The 16,917-nt window shown below is 62.7% G+C and carries 16 protein-coding genes; 9 read left to right on the top strand and 7 right to left on the bottom strand.

Annotated features, from left to right (window positions below; translation table 11 throughout):
* Nucleotides 1-107: 107 nt before the first annotated feature.
* From IZ6_RS15890 to mutM, 3 genes are all read right to left on the bottom strand, one after another.
* On the bottom strand, nucleotides 108-554 hold the full coding sequence (locus IZ6_RS15890; RefSeq protein ID WP_222875999.1) for a rhodanese-like domain-containing protein: 447 nt from the start codon (nucleotides 552-554) through the stop codon (nucleotides 108-110).
* A 724-nt stretch (nucleotides 555-1,278) separates the two neighbouring features.
* A complete protein-coding gene (gene rpsT / locus IZ6_RS15885; protein ID WP_222875998.1) occupies nucleotides 1,279-1,545 on the bottom strand; it encodes a 30S ribosomal protein S20 in 267 nt (88 codons plus the stop codon).
* A 169-nt stretch (nucleotides 1,546-1,714) separates the two neighbouring features.
* Nucleotides 1,715-2,566, bottom strand: coding sequence for a bifunctional DNA-formamidopyrimidine glycosylase/DNA-(apurinic or apyrimidinic site) lyase (mutM, locus tag IZ6_RS15880; RefSeq protein WP_222875997.1), 852 nt, complete (start codon nucleotides 2,564-2,566; stop codon nucleotides 1,715-1,717).
* A 77-nt stretch (nucleotides 2,567-2,643) separates the two neighbouring features.
* Between mutM and ubiE the strand changes: the two genes are divergently transcribed.
* The 7 genes from ubiE (at nucleotide 2,644) to IZ6_RS15845 (ending at nucleotide 9,284) form a co-directional block, all read left to right on the top strand.
* Entirely contained in the window at nucleotides 2,644-3,414 is a 771-nt protein-coding gene (gene ubiE / locus IZ6_RS15875; protein ID WP_222875996.1) for a bifunctional demethylmenaquinone methyltransferase/2-methoxy-6-polyprenyl-1,4-benzoquinol methylase UbiE, read from the top strand.
* A 1-nt stretch (nucleotide 3,415) separates the two neighbouring features.
* Entirely contained in the window at nucleotides 3,416-4,987 is a 1,572-nt protein-coding gene (ubiB, locus tag IZ6_RS15870) for a 2-polyprenylphenol 6-hydroxylase (RefSeq protein ID WP_222875995.1), read from the top strand.
* A 29-nt stretch (nucleotides 4,988-5,016) separates the two neighbouring features.
* Nucleotides 5,017-6,225 carry a bifunctional phosphopantothenoylcysteine decarboxylase/phosphopantothenate--cysteine ligase CoaBC gene (coaBC, locus tag IZ6_RS15865; RefSeq protein WP_222875994.1) on the top strand — a complete coding sequence of 403 codons (1,209 nt, stop codon included), beginning with the start codon at nucleotides 5,017-5,019 and terminating at the stop codon, nucleotides 6,223-6,225.
* Nucleotides 6,225-6,683 carry a dUTP diphosphatase gene (gene dut / locus IZ6_RS15860; protein WP_222875993.1) on the top strand — a complete coding sequence of 153 codons (459 nt, stop codon included), beginning with the start codon at nucleotides 6,225-6,227 and terminating at the stop codon, nucleotides 6,681-6,683. The genes coaBC and dut overlap by 1 nt, the downstream gene beginning before the upstream one ends.
* A gap of 16 nt (nucleotides 6,684-6,699) precedes the next feature.
* Complete coding sequence (locus tag IZ6_RS15855; RefSeq protein WP_222875992.1) at nucleotides 6,700-7,161, top strand: RrF2 family transcriptional regulator; 462 nt, start codon at nucleotides 6,700-6,702, stop codon at nucleotides 7,159-7,161.
* A gap of 101 nt (nucleotides 7,162-7,262) precedes the next feature.
* Nucleotides 7,263-8,246, top strand: coding sequence for a cysteine synthase A (gene cysK, locus IZ6_RS15850; RefSeq protein ID WP_222875991.1), 984 nt, complete (start codon nucleotides 7,263-7,265; stop codon nucleotides 8,244-8,246).
* Nucleotides 8,247-8,312: 66 nt separating this feature from the next.
* A complete protein-coding gene (locus tag IZ6_RS15845) occupies nucleotides 8,313-9,284 on the top strand; it encodes a TraB/GumN family protein (protein WP_222875990.1) in 972 nt (323 codons plus the stop codon).
* 122 nt (nucleotides 9,285-9,406) lie between these two features.
* Here the strand turns inward: IZ6_RS15845 and typA are convergent, their stop codons facing one another.
* A complete protein-coding gene (gene typA, locus IZ6_RS15840; RefSeq protein ID WP_222875989.1) occupies nucleotides 9,407-11,230 on the bottom strand; it encodes a translational GTPase TypA in 1,824 nt (607 codons plus the stop codon).
* A 289-nt stretch (nucleotides 11,231-11,519) separates the two neighbouring features.
* Nucleotides 11,520-13,517 carry a hypothetical protein gene (locus IZ6_RS15835; protein WP_222875988.1) on the bottom strand — a complete coding sequence of 666 codons (1,998 nt, stop codon included), beginning with the start codon at nucleotides 13,515-13,517 and terminating at the stop codon, nucleotides 11,520-11,522.
* A gap of 170 nt (nucleotides 13,518-13,687) precedes the next feature.
* Here IZ6_RS15835 and IZ6_RS15830 point away from each other — a divergent pair, with 170 nt between their 5' ends.
* Nucleotides 13,688-13,864, top strand: a complete 177-nt coding sequence (locus IZ6_RS15830; RefSeq protein ID WP_222875987.1) for a hypothetical protein — start codon at nucleotides 13,688-13,690, stop codon at nucleotides 13,862-13,864.
* A gap of 7 nt (nucleotides 13,865-13,871) precedes the next feature.
* Here IZ6_RS15830 and IZ6_RS15825 read toward each other — a convergent pair whose 3' ends face one another.
* Nucleotides 13,872-14,369: a DUF2244 domain-containing protein gene (locus IZ6_RS15825; protein ID WP_222875986.1), complete on the bottom strand. Its 498-nt coding sequence runs from the start codon at nucleotides 14,367-14,369 to the stop codon at nucleotides 13,872-13,874.
* 22 nt (nucleotides 14,370-14,391) lie between these two features.
* Here IZ6_RS15825 and nth point away from each other — a divergent pair, with 22 nt between their 5' ends.
* Entirely contained in the window at nucleotides 14,392-15,120 is a 729-nt protein-coding gene (gene nth, locus IZ6_RS15820; RefSeq protein ID WP_222875985.1) for an endonuclease III, read from the top strand.
* Here nth and IZ6_RS15815 read toward each other — a convergent pair.
* On the bottom strand, nucleotides 15,117-16,898 hold the full coding sequence (locus IZ6_RS15815; RefSeq protein WP_222875984.1) for an aminodeoxychorismate synthase component I: 1,782 nt from the start codon (nucleotides 16,896-16,898) through the stop codon (nucleotides 15,117-15,119). The genes nth and IZ6_RS15815 overlap by 4 nt on opposite strands.
* Nucleotides 16,899-16,917: the final 19 nt, after the last annotated feature.

Here is a 16,917-nt window from a genome sequence, read left to right as displayed (position 1 = left end):
TTCTGTCTCCTGGGAAAAAGTGCTGGAGGTCTCTTGGGATTCGTCGATCCGCGTTCGCGCGGTTCGATCGAGGTACTGGTCATCGTCCGTCATTGTTTTTTGCCGCCTCAGCTCTGAACCCAAGGGAGATCACTGGCTTTCCAGCCCGCGACGAAGCCCCGGTGGCGGGCCTGATCGGGCGGGCCTTCAAAGCCGCCTGCAATATTGAAACTGCGCTCGAACCCGATGGTCACAGCGCAGGCTGCCGCGGCGGCGCTGCGCACCCCCGACCGGCATAGGAAATAAAGCGGGACAGCCGGGCCGACGCCGCGCTCTTTGAGCGACGCCTTCAGCTTGTCGAGGAAGTCGGCCGTGACCTGCATCTGAGGCCAGCTCTGCCATTCGATCAGGAGCGGTTCCTTGCCGAGGGCGCTAAGATCGGGAATTCCGACAAAGCTCCACTCCGCCCTGGTCCGCACGTCGATCAGCTGGGCAGTCGCATCATTGGCAAGCTCTTGGTAGGCCGTAGACGCATCGACGTCGCCGGCATAACCAACTGCAGATTGCAGAGCCATAACTTCTCCATCATGCGCTCCGTAGTAAAACGAAGCACATCCCCGCCGTTTCTTTGTATTCTTGTACGCCACATCAGGGTGCGGAGATCGCAGACCAACTCGGTTGCTTTCCCCGGCTCTGAAGTCTTGGACGCCCCAGCCCATCAGACTTCAGGCAATACGCTCCCCAACCCGCTTTTGGGGCGGGCTTTACTCTGCAACATTTTTTGGGGTCTTCGGGCGCCGCCCTCCGACGGACCCAAATTAGCCATGCCCTAATTGGTCACGCAACCCGAAAACGGGATCGAAAGTGAGCCGGGCTCACCTGTGTCTTTACGGTTTGGGCTGACACATTGTGGCAAAGCCCTGATCTTCTTGAGATTCGGGACTGGTATATGAGCGTGATATTTTAGTCGCCGGACCGTCAAAAAAGTTTCGCCCCCGGGAGTATCTTCTCACCCTGGGGTGCCTCCGGGGGACGTATATCCCTTATCGTTATGAATTTATTAACTAATTTTTGATCGGTCGGACCCCTAAAACCGCACCTGCTGAGGATTCAGGGGATTCCTGAGTCAAGGGGCTCAAAACCGCAATTGAGCAAAACGTGACACTTTAACAACGGTGGCGTGACGCGAATGCCACGGGCCCAGGAACGCCTTCCAAGGCGATTATGGCCAGAAAAAGCCACAAAAAAGCCCGGCTTGCGGCCGGGCTTAATGTTGGAATTCGGACACTTAAGAGGGTGTCAGGCCTTGAGCGCCTTTACACGCGCCGCGAGCCGCGAAACCTTGCGGGAGGCCGTGTTCTTATGAAGGATCCCCTTCTGCGCGGCGCTCATCAGCTCCGGCTGGGCGGCCTTCAGGGCCTCGGAGGCCGCCTTGGCATCGCCCGAGGCGAGGGCCTCTTCGACCTTACGAACCGAAGAGCGCATACGCGTCTTGCGGCTTTTGTTGATCTCGGTACGGCGCGCGATCTTACGCGCAGCCTTCTTGGCCGAGGTAGTATTGGCCATTGTATGATCCTTGGGTCTGGCGGCCTAAAAGGCAGCTCAAAATAATCGCGCGGCGGAGAAGCCCCGCCGCATTGGCCGTTTTCATAGTCGCAACGCCTCTGAAGGTCAACGGAAAGACCCGCCCGGAAGGCCGATTTTTGGCCCCCTCTGCCTAGCCCCATACCTGACCCTATTTCTGGCAGGCCGGGCAGTAAAAGGTCGATCTTCCGCTCTGGACGATCCGCCGGACCGTCCCTTTGCAGCCCTCCCTCGGGCAGGGCTCTCCGGCACGGTCATAGACGGCGAACCGGTGCTGGAAATAGCCGAGTTCCCCATTGGTCTGGGCGTGATCGCGCAGGGACGAGCCGCCGGCCTCCACCGCTTCCTGCAGCACCGCCCTTATCGCCTCCGCCAGGCGCTCCGCGGCCGCCAGTCTGAGGGTCCGCGCCGTCCGTTTGGGCGACAGGCCGGCGCGGAACAGGGCTTCGCAGACATAAATATTGCCGAGCCCGGCAATGGTCTTCTGGTCGAGGAGGGCGGCCTTCAGCGGCGCCGAGCGCTTTGTAAATACCGAAAGAAGGTATTCGCCCGACAGCTCATTGCCGAGCGGCTCGATGCCGAGGTCTTTGATCAGGGGGTGGCTGTCGAGTTCCGACCGCGGCACCAGGAGCATGAAGCCGAACCGGCGCGGATCGTTATAGGTGACGGTGACGTTCCTATCGGTCGTCAGCACCACGTGGTCATGCGCGGCAAGCCGCGAGCGTTCGCGATGAAAGGCGCCGGGCACCTCGTCCTCGACCCGGAAAGAGCCCGACATGCCGAGATGGGCGATCAGGACCTGGCCGTCGTCGAGATCGGCCAAGAGATATTTTGCGCGGCGGGTCAGCGCCGTGATCGTGCGGCCGGTGAGCTTTTCGGCAAAGGCCGGCGGGAAGGGAAAGCGCAAATCCTTGCGGCGCGCCTCCGCCTTCACCAGCTTTGCGCCGAGAAGGGCGGGCTCGAGGCCGCGGCGGACGGTTTCGACTTCAGGGAGCTCGGGCATGGTTAAGGCTAGTGGGACCCGAACCTAGCGTCCTGCCCCCTCCTAATATAGGGTCCGCGCGCCAGATGAAGAAGATCATGTCCGACCGCGCGACCGGGTCAGAAACCACCCATTTCGGATTTGAAGACATTGCCTTGCGCGACAAGCAGGGGCGGGTGAACCGCGTCTTCGAAGAGGTCGCGTCGAACTATGATCTGATGAACGATCTGATGTCGGCCGGGCTGCACCGCGCCTGGAAGTCCTCGCTCATCACCGAACTCTCTCTGCCGCGCGGCGCGCGGCGCTTCCGCCTCCTCGATGTGGCGGGCGGCACCGGAGACATTGCTCTGCGCGCGCTGAAGCGCGGCGGCCCGGGCGTTCACGTCACTTTGTTCGACATCAATCCGGCAATGCTCGATGTCGGACGGGCGCGGACGAAAGAGGCCGGGTTCGAAAAGCGCGTCGAGATCGTCGAAGGCACGGCCGAGGAGCTGCCTTTTCCCGAACACAGCTTCGATGCGGTGACGATTTCCTTCGGCCTGCGCAATGTGCCGCAGATGGACAAAGCGCTCGCTGAAGCTCGGCGTGTGCTGGCGCCCGGCGGCCGTTTCTTTTGTCTGGAATTTTCGACGGTCGATGTCGCGGTCTTCGACAAGATCTACGACACCTATTCCTTCAAAGTGATCCCGCAGATCGGCAAGCATGTCGCCGGCGATGAGGATGCCTATCGCTATCTCGTCGAAAGCATCCGCAAATTCCCGCCGCCCGACGATCTCGCCCACATGATGCGGACAGCGGGTTTCGAGCGCGTCAGCTACACGCCCTATACCGGCGGTGTCGCCGCGCTTCACTCCGGCTGGCGGCTCTGACGTGCTGAGCGAATTCGCCCAGTTCGGACGTATCGCGCGCACGGGGTATGTGTTCGCGCGTGAAGGCGTCTTCCGCGAGCTCGATCTTCACGAGGTGCGCGGGCCGCTCAAACTCGGCATCCGTCTTTTAAGACTCGTCGAACGCCGTGGCCCCGCCGCCACCAAAGGCGCGCCTTTGGCCGCAGCGCTTGAGCGCCTCGGCCCCTCTTATGTGAAGCTCGGCCAGTTCCTCGCAACGCGCCCCGATGTCGTCGGCGCCGTCATCGCGCGCGATCTCGAAACGCTGCAGGACCGGATGGCGCCGTTCCCGCAGAAGATTGCCGAAGAGATTGTCGCGCGTTCGCTGGAGCGGCCGCTCGCGCAGCTTTATTCCGAATTCGGCCCGCCGGTCGCCGCCGCGTCCATCGCCCAGGTGCACAAAGCCGAGGTCGATGATTTCGGCCAGAAGCTGCCCGTCGCGGTGAAAGTTCTGCGTCCCGATGTGGCGCGGCGCTTTGCGCGCGATCTAAAAGCCTTCTACGCCATTGCGCGCCAGGTCGAGCGCTTCAATCCGCCGGTGCGGCGCCTCAGACCCGTCGCCGTGGTCGATACGCTGGCCCGATCCGTCGCGTTTGAAATGGATTTGCGACTGGAAGCCGCCGCCCTCTCCGAAATGGGTGAGAACACGAAAAACGATCCGGGCTTCCGCGTGCCCGGCATCGATTGGGCGCGCACGGCGAAAGATGTTCTGACGCTTGAATGGATCGACGGCGTTCCGCTGAACGATCATGAGGGCCTGCGCGCCGCCGGACACGATCTGCCGGCGCTCGGCCGTCTTCTCATCCAGAGTTTCCTGCGCCATGCGATGCGCGACGGCTTCTTCCATGCCGACATGCATCCGGGAAATCTCTTCGTCGATGCGGCGGGCAATATCGTTGCCGTCGATCTCGGCATCACCGGACGGCTCGGGCCGAAGGAAAAGCGCTTCCTGGCCGAGATGCTCTACGGCTTCATCGAACGCGATTATCGCAGAGTCGCCGAAGTGCATTTCCGCGCCGGCTATGTGCCCGCCGATCAATCCGTTGAAGAGTTTGCCCGCGCGCTGCGCTCGGTCGGCGAGCCGACGCATGGCCGCACCGCGCAGGAAGTCTCGATGGCGCGTCTTCTGACGCAGCTCTTTGAGATCACCGAAATCTTTCACATGCAGACGCGCCCCGAGCTGATCATGCTGCAAAAGACCATGGTCGTGGTCGAGGGCGTGGCGCGTTCGCTCGATCCCAAGCTCGATATGTGGAGTGCGGCAGAGCCCGTGGTCCGCGACTGGATCACCCGTTATCTCGGCCCGATCGGCAAGATCGAGGACGCGGCGGAAGGGGCGGTGGAGCTCGGTCTCGCGCTCACCGAAGTCCCCGAACTCATCCAGAGAACCCAGCGCCTGGCCGCCAATCTTGAGGACATGACCGTCCGCGGCTTCCCCCTCGATGCCCAAACCGTGCGCAATATTGGGGAGGCTGAAGCCAAAAGGTCGCGTTTTGGCCATCTGGCGTTGTGGGCGATTGTAGGACTTCTCGCTTTATTTATTGTTCTGCGCTAGACAAAGCGCCGCAAAAGCGCGACCCGGCCATGACTGATAAATCTTTGCAAGATCAGCGCATTCTCCTGATCATAGGCGGCGGCATCGCAGCCTATAAGAGCCTTGACCTTATCCGGAGGCTCAAGGATCAGGGCGCGGTCGTGCGCGCGGTCCTGACCGAAGCGGGTGCACAGTTCATCACGCCGCTGGCGGTGGGCGCCATCACCGGCGAGCGCGTCTTCACCAGTCTCTTCGATCTCGCGGACGAGCAGGATGTCGGCCATATCCGCCTGGCGCGCGATACGGATCTGATCATCGTTGCGCCCGCGACCGCCGATCTTCTGGCGAAGATGGCGAACGGTCTTGCCAATGATCTTGCCTCGACCGTGCTCGTTGCGACCGACCGGCCGGTGCTCGTTGCGCCGGCGATGAACCCGCGCATGTGGGCACATGCTGCCACAACGCGCAATGTCGGGCAGCTGAAGTCCGACGGTATTCAGTTTGTCGGCCCGAACGAGGGCGCGATGGCCGAGCGCGGCGAAAGCGGTCTTGGCCGCATGGCCGAGCCGCTCGAAATTCTCGCTGCGGCCGAAGCCGTCCTTACAAGCGGAAAAGCGCTTGCCGGCAGGCATGTTCTCGTCACTTCCGGCCCGACGCATGAGCCGATCGACCCGGTGCGGATGATCGCCAATCGCTCCTCGGGGCGGCAGGGTCATGCACTTGCCGCCGCTGCGGCACGCGCCGGTGCGAAAGTCACTTTGATCTCCGGCCCTGTGTCCATACAGGACCCGGCGGGTGTTCAGATCGTGCGCGTTGAGACCGCGCGCGAAATGCTGGACGCGGTCGAAAAACATCTTCCCGCCGATATTGCGATCTTCGCCGCCGCCGTCGCCGACTGGCGCGTGGCCGACGCGAAGGACGCAAAGATCAAAAAGGGACAGAAGGGTCCGCCCGAACTGTCGCTGGTTGAAAACCCGGATATCCTTGCGACGATTGCGGGACGCAAAAAAGAACGTCCGAAACTTGTTGTAGGTTTTGCCGCCGAGACGCAGGATGTCGTCGAAAATGCCCGCGCGAAACTTCAGCGCAAAGGCTGCGACCTTATCGTCGCCAATGACGTATCCCCCGCTACCGGGATTATGGGTGGCGGCTGCAACAGCGTTCACATCGTCTCGAAACAGGGCGTCGAAAGCTGGCCGTCCCTGGCGAAAGAGGATGTGGCCGCCCGGCTCGTTACTCTTTTTGCGGGCATGATGTGATGGCGGCACTCAAGGTTGCGGTAAAGCGCCTTCCGCATGCGGAAGGCCTGCCTCTTCCGGCGCGGGAAACCGATGGCGCAGCGGGTATGGATCTCCTTGCGGCAGTTGAAGAAGCTTCCCCTTTAGGGTTAAGTCCCGGCGAGCGGCGTCTTGTACCCACGGGGCTGATTCTTGAGCTTCCGCCGGGATATGAGGGCCAGGTCAGACCACGTTCGGGGCTCGCGCTCCGGCATGGAATTACAGTTCTCAATGCACCGGGCACGGTGGATGCCGATTACCGGGGTGAAGTTCAGGTTTTGCTCATCAATCTCGGGCGCGAAAATTTCACCATCACAAGAGGTATGAGGATCGCACAGCTCGTCGTCTCAAGGGTGGAGCTGGCCGCGCTGTACGAGACAGATGTAATTAGCTCAACAATACGGGGCGCCGGCGGCTTTGGGTCGACCGGCACAGGATGAGGAAGGGCCTAAGAGAATGAATCTTCTTCCGCGACGCAGCCTTCTGGCGATCGCTGCTGTGGTTGATATTGCCTATCATGCCCGCCCCGCGCCGATAGCCGCAAAGGCTCTCTCGGCGCGCCACAGCCTGCCGCCTCGACATCTCGAAACCCTGCTTCAGGTTCTCGTCCGTTCGGGGATTCTGAAAGGCGTGCGCGGTCCGCGCGGCGGCTATGAGCTGGCCCGCGAACGGCGCCGCATCACCGTGGCCGATATCGTCCGCGCCGCGTCTTCGTCGCCGGCCGGCGGCCATGAAGATGGCGATGAGGGGGGCGAACCGTCGGCGCTGGTGCGCGATGTCGTTGTCCCGGCCATCGACCGGGCGTCCGAGATTTTCCTGGAAAAGCTCCAGGAAATCACGGTCGACGATCTCTGCCGCGCCGCCCAGAATGGGCGGGTGTTCGGGGAAGCTGCGCCGACCCTCGACTTCAATATCTGAGGTTCTCGCGCAGATTTGCTGCGTGGCGGGCTTGAAAGCTTTCCCCATTCGGCATTTGTGTAGTCCCACGATCTACAAAGTGTCTCGGGAGGAGGATCTCCATGCCGCAGTTCGCCGCCAGGACGCCTAAAACGAGCCAGTTCGCTGGCCGCGGCGTCATCTACGATTCCATCACCGATACGATCGGCAATACGCCGCTCGTGCGGCTGAACCGCATCGCGGCGGAGCGCGGGGTGAAGGCCAATCTTCTGGCCAAGCTCGAATTCTTCAATCCGATCTCCAGCGTCAAAGACCGTATTGGCGTCGCTATGATCGATGCGCTGGAAGAAGCCGGCGCGCTGAAAGAGGGCGGCACCATTGTCGAGCCGACTTCCGGCAATACGGGCATCGCGCTCGCTTTCGTCGCCGCGGCGCGCGGCTATCGCCTGATCCTCGTTATGCCCGAAACCATGTCGATCGAGCGCCGCAAGATGCTCGCTTTGCTCGGCGCCGAGCTCGTCTTGACGGAGGGCCCGAAAGGCATGCGCGGCGCGGTCGCCAAGGCCGAAGAGCTCCTGAAGGAGATCCCCGGTTCGGTGATGCCGCAGCAGTTCAAGCATCCGGCAAATCCGGCAATCCACCGCGTCACCACCGCCGAAGAAATCTGGAACGATACGCAGGGCAAGATCGACGCGGTCATTTCGGGCGTCGGCACCGGCGGCACGATCACCGGCGTCGGCACGGTTCTGAAAAAGAAAAACCCCGCCATCCGCATGATCGCGGTGGAGCCGGAAGATTCTCCGGTTCTGTCGGGGGGCGCGCCCGGCCCGCACAAAATCCAGGGCATCGGCGCAGGCTTTGTGCCGGACGTTCTCGACCGCAGCGTCATCGACGAAGTCGTGACCGTCGGCAATCAGACGGCGTTCGACACCGCGCGCCGCGTTGCAAAGCTCGAAGGCATTCCCGTCGGCATCTCCTCGGGTGCGGCTGTCGCCGCCGCGCTCGAAGTCGGTTCGCGCCCGGAAATGGCGGGCAAAAACATCGCCATCATCATTCCGAGCTTCGCCGAGCGCTATCTGTCGACGGCCCTGTTCGAGGGGCTCTGACGCCTCCAAGGCCGGCGCCGCATGTTTAAAGGCTCCGGCCGCTCATCCGCGGTCCGGAGCTTTTTCATGCGCGCATTCCTTGCCGGCGTTCTCCTTCTCCTGTCGGTCGAGGCGCAGGCGGCGTGTGCCGGGCGCGACCTCGTCGCCGAGCTGAAGACGTCCGATCCTGCGGCTTATGCGTCGATCGAAGAAAAGCTGAAAGCCACGCCGAACGGCGAGGGCCTGCTCTGGAAGATCGAAGGCGCGAAAAAGCCGTCTTATCTGTTCGGCACGATCCATCTGTCCGATCCGCGCGTCACGACATTGGCGCCGGAGGTGAAAAAGGCTTTCGGTGAGAGCAGCCGCATCGCCGTCGAGATCGCCGATCTGACGCCCGAACAGGTCGGGGCGACGATCGTCCAGCATGCGATGGTGAAGGGCGGCGGCACGCTCGATAATCTGCCGGACGATGTCGAGCCGCAGGTGAAGAATGCTCTCACCGCGCGTGGGATTCCCGGCGAGATCGCCGGCAATTTCGAACAATGGTTTCTGGTTCTCGCGCTGGCGATGCCGCCCTGCACATACAAGGAGATGGCGACGCGCAAACCCGATGAAGTGCTCGACGCCAGCCTGATCAAATCGGCAAAAACCGCAAGAAAGAAGGTAATCGGCCTCGAGACCACCGAAGAGCAGATCATGCTTTTCAAATCGCTCGACAAGGACCTCATCCGTCGCGGCCTCATCCTCGCGCCGCGCACCGAGCCCATCGCCGAAGATGTTATGGAGACGATGACGCAGGCTTATCTCACGCGCCGCGTCGCGCTGATCGAACACGCGCTGCCGACGATCGCACAGCTGACCGCCGAAGAGACGGCCGACGCCAACTATTTCCAGCGCGCGCTGCTCGATCAGCGCAACGTCAATATGGTGGAGCGCTCAAAGTCCGAGCTGAAGAAAGGCGGTCTCTTCATCGCCGTCGGCGCGGGTCATCTGGCGGGCGAGAAAGGTCTCGTCGCCCTCATCCGCAATGAGGGATTTAAGGTGACGCGGCTGTGGTGAAAAAATTAGGGCCGGGCAGCCGTTGAGGGGATACGGCGCCCGGCCCTGATGTCGCGCCGGGGAGGGGACAGCGGCGCATACCGAGTAGTCGCGCCGCCTCTCGATCCGGTTCAAAGAAAAATTCAGACCGCTTCCTTCAGCTTTTCCGAGCGCTTGCGGTCGTTCGGGTCGAGATGGACCTTGCGCAGGCGGATCGATTTCGGCGTCACCTCGACGCGCTCATCGTCCTGAATATAGGTCAGCGCCCGCTCAAGCGTCATTTTGATCGGCGGCGTCAGGCGCACGGCCTCGTCCTTCGACGTCGTGCGGATATTGGTCAGCTGCTTGCCCTTGAGAACGTTCACTTCGAGATCGTTGTCGCGGGTGTGCTCGCCGATGATCATGCCCTGATAGACCTTCCAGCCCGGCTCGATCATCATCGGGCCGCGGTCCTCGAGATTCCACAGCGCATAGGCGACAGCTTCGCCCGGCGCGTTCGCAATGAGCACGCCGTTGCGGCGGCCGGCGATCTCGCCTTTGTAGGGCTCGTACGCATGGAACAGCCGGTTCATGATGGCCGTGCCGCGCGTATCGGTCATGAGTTCGGCCTGATAGCCGATCAGGCCGCGCGTCGGTGCGTGGAACACAAGACGCACGCGATTGCCGCCGGAGGGCTTCATTTCCAGCATTTCGGCGCGGCGCTCGCCCATTTTTTTGACGACGACGCCCGAATGCTCCTCGTCGACGTCGACGACGACTTCCTCGACCGGCTCGAGCGTCTGGCCGCTGTCGTCCTGCTGCAGAACAACGCGCGGACGCGACACGGCGAGTTCGAAGCCTTCGCGGCGCATGGTTTCGATGAGAACCGACAGCTGAAGTTCGCCGCGTCCGGATACGAAGAAGCTGTCCTTGTCGGCGGCTTCTTCGATCTTCAGCGCAACATTGCCTTCGGCTTCCTTCATCAGGCGGTCGCGGATGACGCGGCTCGTGACTTTGTCGCCTTCGGTGCCGGACAGCGGGCTGTCATTGACGATAAAGGACATGGTCACGGTCGGCGGATCGATCGGCTGCGCTTTCAGAGCTTCCGTCACCGACAGATCGCAGAACGTATCGGCGACGGTGCCTTTCGACAGACCGGCGATGGCGATGATGTCGCCGGCAACGCCTTCTTCGATCGGCGTGCGCTCGATGCCGCGGAAGGCGAGAATTTTCGAGATGCGGCCCTGCTCGACGACCGTGCCGTCCTGCGCCAGCACCTTGATCGACTGGTTCGGCTTGATCGTGCCGGAGGTGATGCGGCCAGTGATCATGCGGCCGAGGAAGGGGTTGGATTCGAGCAGCGTGCCGATCATGCGGAACTGCGAATCCTCGTGGATCTTCGGCTCGGGCACGTGCTTCAGCACGAGATCGAGAAGCGGCGCCATGCCCTGATCCTGCGGGCCTTCCGGCTTCTCGGCCATCCAGCCGGAACGGCCGGAGCCGTAAAGGATCGGGAAGTCGAGCTGCTCGTCGGTCGCGTCGAGCGCGGCGAAGAGGTCGAACACTTCGTTGATAACTTCGGTCGGGCGCGCGTCCGAGCGGTCGACCTTGTTGATGACGACGATCGGACGAAGACCGACTTTCAGCGCCTTGCCGACGACGAATTTCGTCTGCGGCATCGGGCCCTCAGCCGCGTCGACGAGAACGATGGCGCTGTCGACCATGTTGAGAATGCGCTCCACCTCACCGCCGAAATCGGCGTGACCGGGCGTATCGACGATGTTGATGCGCGTATCTTTCCAGACGATCGAGGTCGCCTTGGCGAGAATGGTGATGCCGCGCTCTTTTTCGAGCTCATTGGAATCCATGACGCGTTCGGCGACGCGCTGGTTCTCGCGGTAGGAGCCGGACTGTTTCAGCAGCTCGTCGACGAGGGTGGTTTTGCCATGGTCGACGTGGGCGATGATCGCCACATTGCGCAGTTTCATCAGAGGAATCCGTAAAGGGCCGCCCGCCGCTCGGACGCGGACTTAAGACACGGGACCGGCCATGTGTGATTTGGCGCGCACCATATTGATGGAGCTTGAAAAAGCAATGACATCCCGCGCCGCACCTGGCATGCGCGGCGGCGTGGGCGCTCTTCGATGAACGTTTATATCATTGATTTAACTAGGGAAAACTCAAACGCAAACGAGGCCCGCGCATAGCGGGCCCCAGCTTTTTGCGTCCGGTAAGAGGAGGCGGCGCGGCCCTTCGGGGCCGCGCCGGGTTTGAGTGTCACAGGCTTTCGCAGAGAGTCACGACGCTCTTGGCGTATTTTTCGGGGCTCTGGGCGACGGCCGCGCAACGCTTTTCGAGCTTTGCCAGCTCATCCGAGCTGAGCCCGGCGACCGTCGCCGGCGTGCCGGGCGTACCCGGAATGCCGGTGCCGGGTGCGGCGGGGGTGCCGTCTTCAGCGCCGAGACCAAGGCCGATATCGACGCTCGCCACGGCTTCTGCCGCGGGGGCAGAGGGAGCCGCCGCCGGGGTATTCACACCGACATCAAGCGCAGCAGTCGCGGCGGGAGTCGTTTCAGTTCCTGCCGCGGCGCTGAGACTGGCCGTACCCTCGTCCGGCGCGGCATTGAGGCCGGCGCTGACATCTGCGTCACCCGTGGCGGGGGCGCCGACACTCAGATTGGCGCTCGTCGCAAGGTTCGGCGCAATGCGCGAGGACCGGCTGACGACGACATTCGCGCTGGCATCGACGGGCGCATCGGTGGCGTTGAGCCCGATATCGGCGCTTACGCCGTCGGTCGTCGAACCGTCCGGTTCGACCGCTGCGCTGCGGCCGACCGAGATATCCGCCGTTGCCGCATCGGTAAGCCCCGCATCGAGCTGTGCGACCGAACCTTCATCAGGCGCGGCGCCGGGGTTGCCGATCGACAACCGCGACATCGCCATGGGGGTGGCAGTGCCGAGGCTCACATCGGCGACGTTGCCACGGTCGGCCTCATTGTCGCCGACAGAGACGGCAGCGTTCGCCGCATCGCCCGCATTGGCATCCACCTGTGCGATGGAGCCGACGCCCGGTGCGGCATTTTCATTGCCGACAGAGGCCCGGGCATTGGCCGTGTCTCCAGCGCCGAGCGTCACGTCCGCGATATTGCCGCGATCGAGATTGTTCTCGCCGACCGACGCGGCGGCGTTCGCCGCATCGAGCGCATTGGCATCAAGCTGCGCAATGGAGCCCACTCCCGGCGCCGCGCTGCGGTTGCCGAGTGACAGACGCGCCCGCGCCACTGGTGCGGTCGTGGCCGGAGCAGCGTTGACGCTGACATCGGCAATATTGCCCCGGTCGGCATTGTTCTCGCCAACCGATGCCGTAGCGTTCGCCGTGTCGTTCACCGCCGTTGCGTCGACCTGGGCAATGCTGCCCACGCCAGGCGCGGCATTCTCATTGCCGATGGAGGCGCGGGCATTGGCCGTGTCTCCAGCGCCGAGCGTCACATCCGCAACATTGCCGCGGTCTGCCGCGCGGTCACCGACGGAAACGCCGGCTTTGGCCGTCCCGTCGAGGGCATCGGCATCGGCTTGAGCAACCGAGCCCACACCCGGCGCGGCGTTACGGTTGCCGATCGAGGCCCGCGTATTGACCGCATTGCCCGATTTCAGTTTGACGTCGGCTATGCGGCCGCGTGTCGCGGTGCGGTTGTCGAGCGTTGCAGTCGCCGTGGTTGCGCCGGCATTGATGTCGACCCGCGCCAGCGAATTGCGGCCGGGATTCATCGAAATGCCGTTGGCGGCGAGAACGCGCTGCGCCTCGCGGCGCTGCACCATATCGGGCGAGCGTGCCTGACGGATCAGCCTGCGAACCTGAGCCGCCGAAAGCTTGCCGTTACCGAGATTGCCGTTTTCATCGGCGCCGGAGCTCCCGAAACCGCTCGACGACGTGCTTACGCCGTCCTCGCCGATCGAAGCGCCGATGCTGCGCGACCCGGCAGAAATGCCGGCATCGATGCCGCTGCGCCCGGCCTCTGCGCCGACGCCGAGACCGCCGACTTTGGCGCCGGCCTTGACTCCGCCGCGGCCGACCGAAGCTCCGACGCCGATGGCTCCGCGGGCTGTGCCGCGCGCATTTGCGCCGGCATTGCCGTGACTACCAGCGCCGCTGCCGCCGCCACCCCCGCCGCCGAGGCCGCCTAGTCCACCGAGCCCGAGCGCTTCGGCTGTCGCGCCGAGCGCAAGCACGATCGCGAATGTGCTCGCCGCCGTCGTCAGAAATCTCTTGTTCATGACTCTCTCTCCCAAAACGCTTCCCCAGCTTCTGAGAGACAAACCCTAGGCTGTGACAACTCGTTGCGCAGTCTACCCTTTGGGTGACGGATTAGCATTGCCGCACAGCTTCCAGAACCTTTCAACTTGTCCGGAATTCTGGAATGCTTACCGCGCGTGGGAGAATTCGAATGCCGATCCTGATTTTCATTCTGCTTGTGATTGCCATCGCTCATGTCGGTTTCTGGGACACGCTGCAGGCGGTCTTCGGCGCGATCGGCGTGATTATCGTCTTCTTCCTGATCATGGCGGGACTGGTCGCCTCGGTGATCGCCTATCTTTACGCGCGGGTGCGGCGGAAATTCTGAGGCGCGTTTAGCTGAAACGGGGGCCGCGTTTGGCCTCAGCAAGCGCATGGCCGAAATCCTGCGCGAACTCCGCCCGTTCGACCGGCGCAAGAAAGCCGCCGACATCGACGAGTTTTTGCCGTTCGGCGATGGCAAGACGCAGAAGGCCGAATTCTTCATCCTCTTCGCGATGAAGGCGCACCCAGGCCGGATTGAAGCTGTGCTCGGAGGCCTGACCCCAATGCGAGATTTTCCGCACGGTCAGCTCGAGCGGTGTGACCTTCACCTCCTCACGGGCGCGGGCGGTGCGATAGCTCCACTGGAAGGCCCAATAGAGGAGCAGCACGTCGAGGCCGAAAAAGCCGACGACCGGCCAGGCGCCGACGATGAAGAAGGGCAGGCTGGCAACGAGCGAGATTGTGCTCACGCAGATCATCAGGATGCGAAAGCCGCGCGGCCCGAGCGAACGGTGGGGCCGTAAAACGGCGCTGTAGAGCAGGGCGCTGGCGGGGTGCGTATCGGCCATGGCTCGGGCATATTAGCCGCCCATGCCAGCAAGCACGAATCGAAACCCCGCCAAAGCCGCGGCTTCCCGCCGCAAGAAATTGACGCCGGACGAGATCGAAGAGGTCTTCCGCCGCTTCCACGCGGCCAATCCGGAGCCCAAGGGCGAGCTTGAATATGTGAACGTGTTCACGCTCCTCGTTGCGGTCGTTCTGTCGGCGCAGGCGACGGATACGGGCGTCAACAAAGCGACGCGGGCTCTGTTCAAGGTCGCGGACACGCCGCAGAAAATGCTGAAACTCGGCGTCGAGGGTGTGTCGCAGTACATCAAGACCATCGGTCTCTACAACGCCAAGGCCCGGAACGTCATCGCGTTGTCCGAACTTCTGATCAAGAACCACAACGGTGAAGTGCCATCGACGCGCGAGGAATTGCAGGCGCTGCCCGGCGTCGGGCGAAAGACGGCGAATGTCGTCCTCAATATCTTCTTCGGCCAGCCGACGATTGCGGTCGACACCCATCTCTTCCGCGTCGGTAACCGCACCGGTCTTGCGCCGGGAAAAGACGTTCTCACCGTCGAGCTTGCGCTGGAAAAAGCGGTGCCGGAATGGGCACTGCTGCACGCCCATCACTGGCTGATCCTGCACGGCCGTTATGTGTGCAAGGCGCGCACGCCAGAGTGCTGGCGCTGCCTGATTGAGGATATCTGCCTGTTCAAGCCGAAAACGCCGCCGCCGGCGCAAAAAGGCGGAGGATTGGCCCCGCCTCGCTAACTTTCCTTCTGCCAGTGCGCCTCGACCAGCCCGCGCACGGAATTGCCGAGAAATATCTTGCCTGCAGTGTCGAGATCGCCAGCCGTCAATACCGCCTCCTTCGTTTTGCCGTTCGCGATCAGTTGGGCGCGCAAGGTGCCCGGGAGAAGGCCGCAGGACAGCGCCGGCGTCAGCAGCGCGCCGCCCTTCTCGACAAAGAGATTGGTGAACGAGCCTTCGGTGAGTTCGCCCCGCTCATTCAAAAAGACGACTTCGTCGACGCCGAAATCGCGTATGGCCTGTTCGCGCGGCTCGTCATAGATCGCGCGCTCAGTTGTCTTGTGCGCGAGGAGAGGATTCGATGAATCCATCCGCCGGTCGGCAATGACGAAACGCAGCATATGCATCGCGGCGAGTGTGGCGCTCTTGGCCGACAGGGCCCCGCTGTCGTCCAGCACAAGACGGACGCGCTGCGCCTCTTTCTCGACGGCCCGGCTCACGGCCTCCTCGAGCACAGCGCGGGCTTTTGCGGCGCTAAAGGGAATCTCGAAAAATGCGGCGGAGGTTTCCAGCCGTTCGAGATGGCGCTCAAGAAGATAAAATCCGTGTTCGTCGAAGCGGAGCGTTTCGATCAAGCCAAGCGGCATATGCGGCTCCTTGAAGAATTTCAGCTTGAGCAGCGCCTCGTCATACTCGGCGGCAAGGCGTGAATCCGCGACGATGCCGCCGCCGATGCCGATCTCCCCATGGCCGTCGGCGATATGGGCGGTACGGATGGCGACGTTGAACGAGAAATCCCCGTCCGGCGCGGCATATCCGATGCTGCCGCAATAGACGCCGCGCGGACCCGATTCCACTTCGTTGATGATCTGCATGGCGCGGATTTTCGGAGCGCCGGTGACCGAGCCGCAGGGAAACAGCGCCTGCAAAATGCTCCCGAGCTTGGCATCGTCCCGGAGGTTCGCCGAAATGGTCGAGGTCATCTGGTGCAGGCTTTTATAGGTTTCGATCTCGAACAGGCGCTCGACCTCGACCGAGCCCATGTCAGCGACGCGGCCGAGATCGTTGCGCAGAAGATCGACGATCATCAGATTTTCGGCGCGGGATTTCTCGTCGGCCAGAAGCTGCGCTTTCAGCGCCTCGTCTTCTGCGGCATCCGTGCCGCGGCGGATCGTGCCTTTCATCGGCCGCGTGACGATACGTTCACCGCGCCGCTCGATGAAAAGCTCCGGTGAGAGCGACAGGATGAGATCCTTGCCGGTATTGATCAGCGCGCCGTGCGCGACCGGCTGCTTCTTGCAGAGTTCGCGGTAGAGCGCGACGGGATCGCCGTCGAGACGGAAGCGCGCCAGAAATGTCAGATTGATCTGATAGGCATCGCCCGCCCGTATGTACTCCATCACTTTCTCGAACGCTTCGGCGTAGTCGGCGCGCGACATCGAAAGCTCAACATCGGTGACGCGCGCGGGCTCCGCCTCTGCGTGTCCCGCAAGCCAGGCATCGATCTCCTCGCGCTTGAGTTCGCGTGGCGGGCCGTAAATGCCGAGCCAGAGCAGAGGGCGCTGCGAGAGGCCGGGCAGAAGCGGGGAAAGCCTGTCCTCAAACGCATGGCCAAGTTCGTAGGAAAGATAGCCCGCGACATGCCAGCCATCGGCGATCGCGGTTTCAGCTTCCGCGATGAGGTCTTTGGCGAAAGACGCATCGCGCGTCGTCAGCATGCGTTCGGGATGTTCGAACAGCAGGCTGCGCCCGGCCTTGGGCGAGTTATCGTGCAGCAATACGGTGCCGGCGGGGATCATGGCCGATTATAGCCGGTTT

This window comes from Terrihabitans soli (assembly GCF_014191545.1).
GTDB classification, from domain to species: Bacteria; Pseudomonadota; Alphaproteobacteria; order Rhizobiales; family Methylopilaceae; genus Flaviflagellibacter; species Flaviflagellibacter soli.
This window is presented reverse-complemented; position numbering and strand designations above follow the sequence as displayed.